This window comes from Alteromonas sp. MmMcT2-2, assembly GCF_022348305.1.
In the GTDB taxonomy this organism is placed as follows: Bacteria; Pseudomonadota; Gammaproteobacteria; order Enterobacterales; family Alteromonadaceae; genus Alteromonas; species Alteromonas macleodii.
In genome coordinates, this window is record NZ_JAKRFA010000006.1 from 69,313 (window position 1) to 81,576 (window position 12,264).

The 12,264-nt window shown below is 45.7% G+C and carries 9 protein-coding genes; 1 reads left to right on the forward strand and 8 read right to left on the reverse strand.

Going from position 1 to position 12,264, the window contains the following annotated elements; genetic code table 11:
* Window positions 1–65: 65 nt before the first annotated feature.
* The 8 genes from MHM99_RS05565 to gltB all read right to left on the reverse strand — a co-directional run bounded on the left by MHM99_RS05565 (window position 66) and on the right by gltB (window position 10,666).
* On the reverse strand, window positions 66–470 hold the full coding sequence (locus MHM99_RS05565) for a rhodanese-like domain-containing protein (RefSeq protein WP_014950551.1): 405 nt from the start codon (window positions 468–470) through the stop codon (window positions 66–68).
* A gap of 133 nt (window positions 471–603) precedes the next feature.
* The gene (locus MHM99_RS05570; RefSeq protein ID WP_049588138.1) at window positions 604–1,509 is read right to left on the reverse strand and encodes a cobalamin-binding protein; all 906 of its coding nucleotides are present in this window, start codon (window positions 1,507–1,509) and stop codon (window positions 604–606) included.
* A 14-nt stretch (window positions 1,510–1,523) separates the two neighbouring features.
* Entirely contained in the window at window positions 1,524–2,471 is a 948-nt protein-coding gene (locus MHM99_RS05575) for a cobalamin biosynthesis protein (protein WP_239218470.1), read from the reverse strand.
* Between the two features lies 1 nt (window position 2,472).
* Window positions 2,473–3,174 (reverse strand): 5'-methylthioadenosine/adenosylhomocysteine nucleosidase, encoded by a 702-nt coding sequence (locus tag MHM99_RS05580; RefSeq protein WP_239218472.1) that lies wholly within the window; start codon window positions 3,172–3,174, stop codon window positions 2,473–2,475.
* A gap of 148 nt (window positions 3,175–3,322) precedes the next feature.
* The gene (locus MHM99_RS05585) at window positions 3,323–3,910 is read right to left on the reverse strand and encodes a DUF2726 domain-containing protein (protein ID WP_014950547.1); all 588 of its coding nucleotides are present in this window, start codon (window positions 3,908–3,910) and stop codon (window positions 3,323–3,325) included.
* A gap of 209 nt (window positions 3,911–4,119) precedes the next feature.
* Window positions 4,120–4,569, reverse strand: coding sequence for a hypothetical protein (locus tag MHM99_RS05590; protein ID WP_039235270.1), 450 nt, complete (start codon window positions 4,567–4,569; stop codon window positions 4,120–4,122).
* 201 nt (window positions 4,570–4,770) lie between these two features.
* Window positions 4,771–6,186 (reverse strand): FAD-dependent oxidoreductase, encoded by a 1,416-nt coding sequence (locus tag MHM99_RS05595; RefSeq protein WP_239218474.1) that lies wholly within the window; start codon window positions 6,184–6,186, stop codon window positions 4,771–4,773.
* Window positions 6,187–6,199: 13 nt separating this feature from the next.
* Complete coding sequence (gltB, locus tag MHM99_RS05600; RefSeq protein WP_239218476.1) at window positions 6,200–10,666, reverse strand: glutamate synthase large subunit; 4,467 nt, start codon at window positions 10,664–10,666, stop codon at window positions 6,200–6,202.
* Between the two features lie 662 nt (window positions 10,667–11,328).
* Here gltB and MHM99_RS05605 point away from each other — a divergent pair.
* Entirely contained in the window at window positions 11,329–12,264 is a 936-nt protein-coding gene (locus MHM99_RS05605; RefSeq protein WP_239218478.1) for an N-acetylmuramoyl-L-alanine amidase, read from the forward strand.

Sequence of the window (12,264 nt, forward strand, 5' to 3'; positions counted from 1 at the left end):
GAGGTCAAACTTACAACATCTTTAGTGCCAAAGACTAATACGAAGGAGAAGGCGGAATATTGAGTCTACATTCGGTCAACTGTCATGCCAGCGGCACTCCAGCCTAACATATCGCCTTCTAAATGCATGACTTCAGAAAAATCGAGTTCTTCCAATACTTTCATTGCCAGTTTGGCTCTTCTGCCTGAACGACAATAAATGATAATGGGCTTGTTTTTGTGGCCTTCTAATTCGCTAAGGTAGTCATTGATATTTTCATGGGGCATATTTACTGCGCCAGGAATGTGACCATCGGCGAATTCTTGCGGAGAGCGAACATCAATAAGGAGCCAGTCGTTGTTTGCAACTCGCTCGATAAGGTATGGTGATGCGGCAACAGAGGCTTGCGCGGTCGCTTTCGCTGTGCACTGAAGCGACACAAACAATGCAACACTGATAACAACTAGAAAACCCGCAACAACAATCCGCATGAATAAAAACTCTTACCTTTTTATAGAAGATTAGAACCTGCTCTTATTCTGTTACACAAAGGCGCTTAAGTTGAGCCAAGTCGGTGTGTATCAATTGAAAACAGCCCAGCAGGTCTAGACTTAAGTATAACGCTTATGCGCTTTCTTTAATACCTTTACAGAGTACTTTTAGTTCATTTATTAATCGCAATGAAAACCGACTGGTGACGTCTGGATCAACAACAATTAAGGGGGCTTTGAGGAAAGAGCGATGATCACGCCAGAATACCTCAAGTTCTGAATGCGTACTTTTAGATGCCGCAATGAGTGCATGAGGTTGGCGAGTAAGTACATCTTTTAATGCGACTTGAGGATAGTCTACAGGACTGTCTGCAAATAATGTTTGAGCACCACACACATTCAGCAGTTGGTTACCCCACGCGTTGGGACCGATGGTCATAAGTGGAGCAGTCCACGAATAATAAAATACTGGTATAAGCGAGGATTTGTCGTATTTACTTCGAAGTTCGGCTAGTTCGTTGAGAAAATCATTGGAGAGCTGGGTCGCCTGCTTTTGCGTATTTGTAAGTGCCCCAAGCCTTTTAATTTCGCTGGCTATATCAGTGATATTTTCGACCTTGCTGCTAAATACGTTTAGACCCATCGAGGAAAGCTTATGGATATCTTGCGGCTTATTGCCTCCATCCCATGCAAGAATTAAATCAGGTTCTAACGCCACAATGGTAGCGATATCGGCACCTTGAAAATCCGCCACCCGCTTAATATTTTTCGCGGCGTCAGGATAGTCGCTATAGTCGCTTACACCTACAAGGTTAGGGCCTAAGCCCAAACTAAATGCCCATTCGGTAAGGTGGGGCGCAAGGCTGACTATCTTTAGCTCGACGGAATTTGATAAGGCGCTTGATTCCGAGCTTGGTGCAACATCGGCAGAAGCAAATTGATCTGAATGAGCTAGGTGCTTTGTCTCGGCATCTGATTCTGAGTTAGCAAATGTGAGAAGAGGTAAATAGCTTAAAATTACAAAAAAAATGGTTTTCATCATAACTGCTGTTTTCATTGGGCTACGGCCATTGCCAGCATAGCTAACGATGCAAAGGCGCTAACCGCAATCATGGCATGAGTGACCGTATTTTTGGCTGTCAACATGTGAGAGTACTTTACCTCGTTAGCGCCTCCCACGCGGGTGTATCGAATCTTCTTGTTGGCATAAATTGCTGGTCCGCCGAGTTTAATATCAAGCACACCGCCCATAAGCGCAAGCAGTAGCGACGTTTTATCTTTCACTGGGGAGCGCTTTATGGCGCGAAACCCTTTAATAGGATGGCTGACCAGTAGTGTTGCTAGACCACCAATGACCGCGGGCGGCATATTAAGTAAGTAAACAAGGTTACGTACGGGTTTGGCAAAGAAAGTCATTGCAGGGGTTCGGTAATGCCACTGCCAAGATGTGAGCAAAAGCAATCGATAAATGAGTGCGCCTATGGGGCCTGCCACTACAAAGTAGAAAATGACGCCGCAATAAAGATAAAGAAACTTCAGCCATAGCGATTCTATCGCGGCTTTGGCAATTCCTATATCGGAAAGTGAATCGCATTGACGTGCAGTAATGGTTTGCGCCATTTCACGTGCGAGGGATTTTTTATTTCTTCCCACACTCGCCAGCACCTTTTTGTACTGTTGACGCTGGTAACCGTAGTCGAGCAGTGCGACAAGAATAATCGCCTCAAAGAATACGGGGTATTGGGCCATGTACACCAAGATGGCAACACATACTACCAATGGCGCAAGAAGAACTAGGGCGGCTAATGAGCCTGAAATATAGTGCTGAGACCTACCGTATTCACGAGAGGGCACCACTTTGCGCCCCATTTGCTGAACGAGGTAGCGCATGAGCGTTAATGGATGAGTACTTTGGGGCCAGCGCCATAATGCGTCAATGGCGATAGCCAGCCAAAGTACGAATAGCGACTGGTATTGCGGGTCGCTAATTACCTCTGTCATCTTATTTCGCGAGGGCCTTAATCATTGCCATAACTAATTGTGCTGAGTGTTTAGCGGCAGTGTCTAGATACTCTTTAAAGCTCACTGACGACGTTTTTCCTGCAATATCCGACAATGAACGAATGACAAGGAAAGGCGTGTCGAGCATATGGCAAGTTTGACCTATAGCTGCACCTTCCATCTCAACCGCTTTCATGTCTGGGAATTTTTCACGCAGTTCTGCTACAGCTTCGTCGCTACCGATAAACGCATCGCCCGTACAGATTAAACCTGTTGTCGACTGAAGCGACGTAATGCCTGTGGCAGCACTACGAGCGGCTTCCATTAACCTTGTATCGCAACGGAAATTTTCAGGCATACCTGCGCATTGACCGAGCTTGTAGCCAAAATGGGTTAAATCGGCATCATGGTGAATAACGTGACTGGCGATCACTAAATCACCGATGTTTAGATTCTTGTCGAAACCTCCGGCAGAACCGGTATTGACAACAGCATCAGGGGCGTACTGTTCGATAAGTACAGTAGTAGCAATTGCTGCAGCCACTTTACCAATACCGCATTTTACTAGCACCACTTCTATGTCGTTAAGTGTACCTTCGTAAAACGTCAGGTGCTTCCACTGGGTTTCTTTTACATTCCAAAGTGACGCTTTAAGTAGCGCAACTTCTTCGTCCATTGCACCTAAAATACCAATTTTTTTCATAACTTTACCGACGGTGTTGAGGGAGTTTAACGAATGGATTAATTGTATAAGGAAAACGGGCAAACTGACAGAAAAATGCCTCTGTTACCGCTATTTGAGAGTAAGAAAATAGCAAAGCAACAAAGGCCAGGGGAAGTTGGGTTATGTCTTAAGCTGCAGCTGGTCTGCTTGAACGCACTGGGCGAGTCGGGCGCTTTGGTGGCTCTGGATTATGCGTTGGCAGCTGTGCCATTTTTTGCTGTAAACGGCGATAAGGAATGAGTTTGTTTTCCAAACACTCGCGAATATCGTCAACGGTATAACCAGACTTCACTTTAATTCTTGCGTGAGGAAGGCCGGCAGCATCAAGTGCTCCGGTTACAAACCAGTCTTTTTGTGATTTATAACCATCTTTGCCTTGGCTATGAACTAAGTCGATAGCAAGAACAGGACTCATGTCGTGTTTATCTACTAATACAAAGTCGAGCTGTCTGCTAGAAGCTCTGCTGATGGCTTGGCTTGCCGTCTTTTTATTTGCAGACTGGCGAACCGCCACTAAATCGTTAAGACGCACACGGCACACTATGCGAAACTCTCTTCCCATAGCCTGTTCGATAAGGTTTAAAAAAGAGTGCTCAACGGGGGTGAACAATTGCGGCTTTCGCCTAAATGGAAATGCGACACCGCCGTCTGACAACTTTATGGCACCCAGTGCAACGACAATAAGTAACATCATTAGAATAATTGCCAATTCCATCGTAACCCTCGCAAATTTCAATAGTTAAAGCCCACGGAATGCATAATAAAGAAGCCCGCTAAAGTGTTTATATCGAAAAAAGCTTGGGCTCCGTTTGCAGTTTAAGCGTCATAAAAATGACACTCACTGTTACCGTGGAGTAGTTATTGATGATTTTGCAAAGCAGATGCCAACATGAGTAGATTTCGTAGTTGTCTTGCTAAAAGGGCTTATTTCGTTGTGGATGTAACAAGAATATCCACTTGAGAGCCAGTATTATCTGGGCTGATTATTACTCTGACCCCTTTATCTTCTGAGGATAACAACGTGCGGCCGCTAACTGGCGTGTGAGTTTTTAAAGCGGGGTGCGCCGTTTGGTAAACATTCAGTAATTCACTCGGGGAGCGAGGAGAGTGGTAAACCATCACAGCCGTCTTGCTTTCGTCAAATGCTTGGCATTGTCTTGCATCATCAGAAATCTTAACTTGCTGAAAATCAGAAGGGCAAGACATGATGCTTGGCTTACTAGGTGAAGAGTTGACGCTTTGTTTCTTAGTTTGGTTGTTAACTTGCGCATTTAATGAAGCGTCAACAGCAATGGTATCAGCTAAGCTGGCATTGCTCGCTGCTATCGCCAATGTTAGACACAATGTAAGTTTCTTAATGTTTAAATGCTGCATAGATAGATTCTTCACCCGATGTGCGATGTCTTTAATTGCTTAAACGATAGTAGAGTCGTAACGCTCGCGCTTCAACTAAACCTTGGTCTATTAACGTATACTTTTAGCGTTTTCCGTATTATCGAAGTGTGCATAAAAAAAGCTCGATAGCAGAACTATCGAGCTTTTCGTGAATGGACAATAGGCCTTAGTTAGCGAAGGTTAAACGCCAATATAGTCCATAATCCCTTCTGCGGCTTTACGGCCTTCGTCGATAGCAGTAACAACCAAGTCACTACCACGTACCATATCGCCACCGGCAAAGACTTGCGGGTGAGAGGTCTGGTAAGCAAATTTGCCAGCAGATGGCGCGCGTACGCGACCTTTTTCATCAAGCATAATGCCGAAGTCAGCAAACCATGGCGCAGGGCTTGGCTGGAAGCCGAAAGCAATAATTACCGCGTCAGCTTCTAGTACGTGCTCTGAACCCTCTACTTCAACAGGGCGGCGACGACCATTTACATCTGGCGGCCCCATTTCAGTTTTCACGAACTTAACGCCACAGGCTTTTCCGTTTTCATCAACGGCTATATCAAGAGGCTGTAGGTTGAATTTAAACTCAACGCCTTCTTCTTTCGCATTAACAACTTCGCGGCGTGAACCAGGCATACTTTCTTCGTCACGACGATATGCACAGGTTACTTGCGCAGCGTCTTGACGAACTGAGGTGCGTACACAGTCCATGGTGGTATCACCACCACCTAGCACAACCACACGCTTGCCTTTCATATCAACAAAATCAGCAGGATCTTTTTCAAGGCCCATTACGCGGTTGGTGTTGGCGATAAGGAAAGGAAGTGCATCATATACGCCTTCAACGTGTTCGTTATCGAAACCACCTTGCATCGACTTGTACGTTCCCATGCCCAGAAATACTGCATCGTATTTATCAAGCAAATCCTGGAACTGGATGTCTTTACCAATTTCTGTGTTAAGTACGAACTCAACACCCATCTCGGTAAAGATTTGGCGGCGTAGCTTGATTACATCTTTCTCTAATTTGAAAGACGGAATACCGAATGTAAGTAGGCCACCAATTTCTTCGTATTTGTCGTAAACAACAGGTTTAACGCCGTTACGAACTAATATATCAGCACATGCAAGACCCGCAGGGCCTGCACCTACAATTGCTACTTTCTTGTCGGTCCATACCACGTCAGACATATCTGGGCGCCAGCCCATTTTGAATGCCGTATCGGTAATGTACTTTTCAATACTACCGATAGTTACCGCACCAAAATCGTCATTCAGCGTACACGCACCTTCGCACAGTCTGTCTTGTGGACATACACGGCCACATACTTCAGGCAAACTGTTTGTTTTGTGAGAAAGTTCCGCAGCTTCTAGGATGCGGCCTTCATTTGCCAAGCTTAACCACTGAGGAATGTAGTTGTGCACTGGGCACTTCCATTCACAGTATGGGTTACCGCAGTCCAAGCAGCGATCTGCTTGGCCTTCGGTTTGAGATTGGCTTAGCGGCTGATAAATTTCCGCGAACTCATGTTTACGTACCATGATCGGCTTTTTAGGCGGATCAATACGTTCAACATCGACAAATTGATATACGTTCTTTGCCATAAACTAAATCCTCCTACTGAGCCTGAATGCGTAATTCAGCACTTGAACGACTGATGTGACCAAGCAAGTTTTTCACATCACTGGTTTTGGGCTTAATAAGCTTGAAGCGTTTCAGCGTTGCGGCGAAATCAGTAAGCAACGACAACGAGTGCTCACTTCCTGTTTCTTCGTAATGCTGATTGATTAAGCCACGTAAGTGCTCAGCAAGAATCGCTTTGTCTTCAATAGGCATAACATCAACAAGCTCGGCATTTACACGGTTATCAAGGTCGTCGCCATCATCCATAAGATAAGCGAAACCACCTGTCATACCGGCACCGAAATTCACACCTACCGGACCAAGAACTGCCACGATACCGCCTGTCATATATTCACAGCCGTTATCGCCAATGCCTTCAACTACCGCGATAGCACCTGAATTACGTACGCCAAAGCGCTCACCAGCACGACCAGCTGCAAACAGCTTACCGCCTGTCGCACCGTAAAGGCAGGTGTTGCCCATAATGGCGCTATCGTGGGCGTCATACGAGATATCGCGCGGCGGGTGGATAACAAGCTTACCGCCTGTCATGCCTTTACCTACGTAATCGTTGGCATCGCCTTCAAGATGCATGTGTAGTCCACCAGCGTTCCAAACGCCAAAGCTCTGGCCTGCTGTACCAGTAAGTTCAACCTTGATAGGTGTATCTTCAAAGTCGTGGTTACCGTGGTGCTTAGCGATTTCACCTGATAGCAATGCGCCGACAGAGCGATCCGTATTGCGGATTGGGTATTTGAGTGTAATAGATTTACCGTCAACAACCGCTTGCTGGCCATCTTTAAGCATCTGCGCGTTCAATTCACCTTTATCGATAGGTGCGTTGGTCGTTTGTGAGCAGAATAAGCGCGTATGGTCGCCTGCTTTAGGTTGCGCTAATAGTGGCGACAAATCTAAACGGTTTTGCTTAGCGGTAATGCCATCTAGAACTTTAAGTAGCTCTGTGCGACCAACAAGGTCGTCGAACTTAGCAATACCCATAGACGCCATGATTTCACGCACTTCTTGAGCAATAAACTTGAAGTAGTTCATTACCATATCAGGTAAGCCAATGAAGTGGTCGTCACGCAGTTTTTGATCCTGCGTTGCAACACCGGTCGCACAGTTGTTTAGGTGACAAATACGTAGGTATTTACAACCAAGCGCTACCATTGGACCTGTACCAAAACCAAAGCTCTCAGCGCCTAAAATACCGGCTTTTACTACGTCTAAGCCTGTTTTCAAACCACCGTCGGTTTGAACGCGTACTTTGTGACGTAAGCCGTTTTCAATAAGCGCTTGCTGAGTTTCAGATAAACCAAGCTCAAATGGGCTACCCGCATACTTAACTGATGTTAGCGGGCTTGCACCTGTACCGCCGTCGTAACCTGAAACGGTGATAAGGTCGGCATAGGCTTTCGCTACACCTGTTGCAATGGTGCCAACACCCGGCTCAGATACTAGCTTAACGGATATAAGTGCCGTTGGATTAACCTGTTTCAAATCGAAAATTAGCTGTGCCAAATCTTCAATTGAGTAAATATCGTGGTGTGGAGGTGGTGAAATAAGGGTTACACCCGGCACAGAGAAACGTAGCTGTGCGATGTATTTATTTACCTTATCGCCGGGAAGCTGACCGCCTTCACCCGGTTTTGCACCCTGCGCCACTTTAATTTGAATAACGTTTGCGTTAACCAAATAGTGAGGCGTTACACCAAAGCGACCTGAAGCCACCTGCTTAATTTTAGAGTTCTTTTCAGTTCCAAAGCGAGAAGGGTGTTCGCCACCTTCCCCAGAGTTAGACTGACCGCCCAGGCGGTTCATGGCAATCGCTAGCGCTTCATGCGCTTCAGGGCTTAGTGCACCAATTGACATAGCTGCAGTATCGAAGCGTGGGAATAAGTTTTCCGGTGCTTCTACTTCGCTAATATCAATAGGGTCGCAATCAGGGTTTATTGCTAGCAAGTCGCGAATGTGCGCAGGCGCACGCTCGTTAACAAGCTTCGCATATTGCTGGTAGTCGTCGTAGTTACCAGACACCACAGCCTTTTGAAGCGTACTGACTACGTCTGGGTTATAGGCGTGATATTCGCCACCGTGCACGTATTTAAGCAAGCCGCCGTGATCGACAGATTTACGCTTAAGCCAAGCAATACGGTTTAGGTTGATAAGATCTTGCTGGAAATCATCGAAGCCCGCACCTTGAATGCGTGAGGTCACACCTTTAAAGCATAACTTCATCACTTCGTTGTTAATACCCACTGCTTCAAACAGTTTAGAGCTACGGTAGCTAGCAACAGTGCTAATACCCATTTTCGACATGATCTTGTACAAGCCTTTGTTGATACCCTTACGGTAGTTCAACGTGGCCTGCATAGGAGAAATATCTAGCTCGCCTTTTTCACAAAGCTGCTCAATAGTTTCATATGCTAGGAATGGGTAAACCGCAGTGACACCTAAGCCAATCAACACCGCGAAATGGTGTGGATCGCGGGCACTTGCTGTCTCAACAACAACGTTAGCATCGCAGCGCAATGACTTTTCAACTAAGCGACGTTGTACCGCACCAACTGCCATTGCAGCAGGGATAACCAAGCGATTTTGTTTAATGTTTCTGTCAGACAGAATAACGAATGCAGCACGCTTGTTTTTAACCAGCATTTCTACTTCGTTACACACGCGCTCGATGGCTTTCTTCAAACCTTCTTGCGGCGCATACTGAAGCTCCACGACTTCTGAGTAGTAGTTGTCTGGGTTAAATTCGCGCAGTTGCTTAAGGTCGGTATACATTAGCACTGGCGAGTCAAACAATACGCGGTCAGCGTAACCTGAGGTTTCGCTAAATACGTTTTGCTCGCGGCCAATACAGGTTGCCAACGACATAACGTGGTTTTCACGTAGCGGATCGATTGGCGGGTTAGTTACCTGTGCAAATTGCTGACGGAAATAGTCGTAAACCGTACGCTGACGAGATGACATAACCGCCATTGGCGTGTCATCACCCATTGAGCCAACGGCTTCTTGACCGTCTTTCGCAAGTACTTTTACAACTTGTTGAATTTCTTCATAGCTGTAGGCGTGTAGCTTGTGGTACACCGCCATGGCATCGTCGTCAAACACACGTTCACCAATTAATGACGCGTCAAGCTTTTCAATTGGTGTAAGTCGACGAATATGCTTGTCTAGCCACTCTTTATAAGGATGGCGTGCTTTTAAGTCTTCATCAATTTCAGTAGAGCGCCAGATTTTGCCTGTGTAAGTGTCTACAGCAAGCATTTCACCTGGGCCTACACGGCCTTTTTCAATTACGTCAGCTTGCTCGTAATCCCAGATACCTACTTCTGAGGCTAGGGTAATGAAACCGTTCTTAGTAATAACGTAACGTGCAGGACGTAGACCATTTCTATCAAGGTTACAGGCAACGTGGCGACCGTTAGTTAAAACGATACCCGCTGGGCCATCCCATGGTTCCATGTGCATAGAGTTGAACTCGTAAAATGCACGAAGATCATCGTCCATGGTCTTGTTGTTTTGATAGGCGGGTGGAACAAGTAACCGCATAGCACGGAATAAATCCATACCGCCGGCTAAGAATAGCTCCAGCATGTTATCCAGCGAGGATGAGTCCGATCCTTCAGTATTAACGAAAGGGGCTGCATCTTTAAGATCTGGAATAAGTGGCGTTGCGAATTTAGCAGCACGTGCCATGGCCCAGTCGCGGTTTCCTTTAATGGTGTTAATTTCACCGTTGTGCGCAAGGAAGCGGAAAGGCTGAGCAAGCGGCCAGCGTGGTAGTGTATTTGTTGAAAAGCGTTGGTGGAAAACGCAAATTGCGCTTTGCATACGCTCATCGGCAAGATCGTGATAAAAGGCGGGTAAATCTTTTGGCATTACCAAACCTTTGTAGATCGTTACCAAGCCCGACAAACAAGCTACGTAAAAATCGGGATCTTTCTCAAGACGTTTTTCAGCGCGGCGGCGGATCATATACAAACGACGCTCAAGGTCGCGTTTTCTCCAACCTGCTGGCGCGTTCACAAATACCTGTTCAATTTGTGGAACACCCGTTAGCGCTAATTCACCCAGTACTGAGTGGTCGACAGGCACTTCGCGCCAACCCACTACTGAAAGTGTTTCTTTTTCTAGTTCTTCATTAAGTACTTCACGCGCGGCTTGCGCAAGTACCGGGTCCTGACTTAAGAAAATCATGCCCACGCCGTATTTTTTGCTGAGTTTCCAGCCATTTTCTTCGGCGATTGCATGGAAGAACGCATCCGGTTTCTGTAGTAATAAACCACAGCCGTCACCGGTTTTCCCGTCGGCGGCGATACCGCCACGATGCTGCATACGGTCAAGACCGTGTATTGCAGTAGTTACCAATTCATGACTGGCTTCCCCATGAGTGTGAGCGATTAAGCCAAACCCACAGTTGTCCCGGGAATCATTGGGATTATATAAACTCATCTCTTAACTCCTTCAACCTTTTGACTGGGCAAGGTATGCGTTGCGTGTAGATGCGCCTAGGTTTGCGTATCACAACATTATTAGACGTCTTTTATGCCTGCGAGCGGTATTGCTCGCGGCGTGCGCCTTTCTTGTCGTTATTTTATTATTAGAGGATTCCAGTCGTTTCCGCATTTTTATGCATTATTGCGATGCGGGCCGTACAAAATACCCACATTAAAAACTAAAATCAAACGCTAAAAGTATAAGCTTTATAGTGAATTAGTATAAATATAATTAAATATATATTAATCAGTTACTTACGGGTCGTCATTTATGTTTGTAACAAAAATGTTATCAGTATTGCAAAGTGAATAATTCACCCCTTATAAATGATATTACTTCTCATTTGCGTTTTATTAATGAATAAATATGCTTTGAAATTGATGTTTTATGTTGTCAATAGCGGTTTGCGGTGTATTTTTATTAATTTGTAAAGCTATGGTTCCACTAATATAAGTAGTTTGCTATATTGATTGAAAATTAACCACAGGTAAGGCTCGTGGTGCGCTGAAGGATGTTGATAGAGAGCCTTGTGTGTGAATTGAGTGTACGCTTATGTGGAAGGCGAAGAATAAAAATTCACTGTGGTGGCGTGCTGTTAAGACAATAAGGATTATTGTATGAATACACTACATGCTTCACCACTGCCTTTATTTAGTATAGATGATCATATTCTAACTGACGACAATATCACCTTCAGGCTTTCTCCTAACACATCTGGGCGTTTTCAATCTGGATCTCCCGATACTATTGTTATTCATTTTACCGCCGGTAGTAGCCTTTCATCTTCGGTGAATGTCTTGACCAATGCCGATAGCGGTGTGTCAGCTCACTTTGCCGTTGGACGCAATGGTGACATTGTTCAAATGCTTCCGACTAATAAAATAGCGTGGCACGCAGGAGAAAGTTATTACGAGGGGCGTAGTGGCTTGAATCAGTACTCTATCGGCATTGAATTAGACAATGCCGGCCAGCTTAAGGCTAGAGGAGACGGCACCTTTGAAAGTTGGTTTGGCGAAATTTTTGGCGAGAATGAAGTATTAGCTGCCCAGCACATTAACCAACAGTCTATGGGCTATTGGCACAAGTACACCGACGTACAAATTGTTAGGACGCTATCGCTGTGTAAAGCGTTGTGTAGCCACTACAACATCTCTACTATCGTCGGGCACGAAGAAATAGCGCCGTCACGAAAGGTCGATCCTGGCCCCGCTTTTCCCCTTCAAAGACTCAAAGCCGCTGTTTTGCAAAGTGATAGTGAAAGGTGGGCAACTGAGTCAAGTGATTCGAATTCACAGCGAGAGGCGCATGATCAAATTCAGCGGGATCTCGCTAGCCCTGTAAAGCGGGTGGCCAATGTAAGTGCCAATTCGCTGAATGTGAGAAAAGGGCCAGATGTTTCGTACCCAACTGTCGAGAACGGTTTGAATAAGGGCGAAGTGCTAAAAATACTGGAAAAGCGAGGGGAGTGGGCGAAAGTGTCTTACACGAAGGTGGGATGGGTGAATACCAAATACATTAATGAAATTACTGAAAAGTCGCCTTTCAAATCCTAA